This is a genomic window from Pseudomonas sp. HMSC067G02 (genome assembly GCF_001813485.1).
Lineage (GTDB): Bacteria > Pseudomonadota > Gammaproteobacteria > Pseudomonadales > Pseudomonadaceae > Pseudomonas > Pseudomonas aeruginosa.
Genome location: NZ_KV812646.1, coordinates 1 through 627 on the forward strand (window position 1 = coordinate 1; position 627 = coordinate 627).

The 627-nt window shown below is 61.4% G+C and carries 1 protein-coding gene; it reads right to left on the minus strand.

Annotation, left to right across the window (positions count from 1 at the left end; all coding sequences use genetic code 11):
* A partial coding sequence (locus HMPREF2914_RS09340) for a condensation domain-containing protein (RefSeq protein ID WP_049267246.1) occupies positions 1-627 on the minus strand: 627 nt, incomplete at both ends.

Genomic DNA, 627 nt, shown 5'->3' on the forward strand with positions numbered 1-627 from the left:
CCAGTTCCTCGACCATCACCTGCATCGACCAACCATCGGACACGATGTGGTGCTGGACCAGCACCAGTACATGGTCGTCTTCGGCCAGTTGCAACAGGTTCACCCGCAGCAACGGCCCCCGTTCCAGGTCGAATGGCTGCACAACGATGGCCTGTATCCGTTCGATCAGGCCTTCTTCACCGAACTGTTCCCGCTCGATGGAAACGCTAACCGCAGGTTGTACCTGCTGGTACGAACGCCCTCCCTCCAGCCGGAAGCGGGTACGCAAGGTTTCATGCCGCGCGACCAGGCTGTCGAAGCTGCGTTGCAAGGCATCCACGTCCAGCCGCCCGCGTAGGCGCAAGGCACTCGGAATATGGTAGGCCGCGCTTTCCGGCTCCAGTTGCCAGAGGAACCACTGACGCTCCTGAGCGAAGGACAGTGCCAACGGTTGCTGCCGATCGGCAAGCGGTATCGTCGAGACCGCATCCGTCGTGCGTTCCAATCCCTGGGCGAACGCTTCCAGAACCGGCCGCTCGAACAACGCCTTCAGGCTTGCGTCCAACTGCTGCTCCTGGCGAACCCGAGAAATCACCCGGGTAGCCAGCAACGAATGACCGCCCAGTTCGAAGAAGTTGTCGTCCAGGC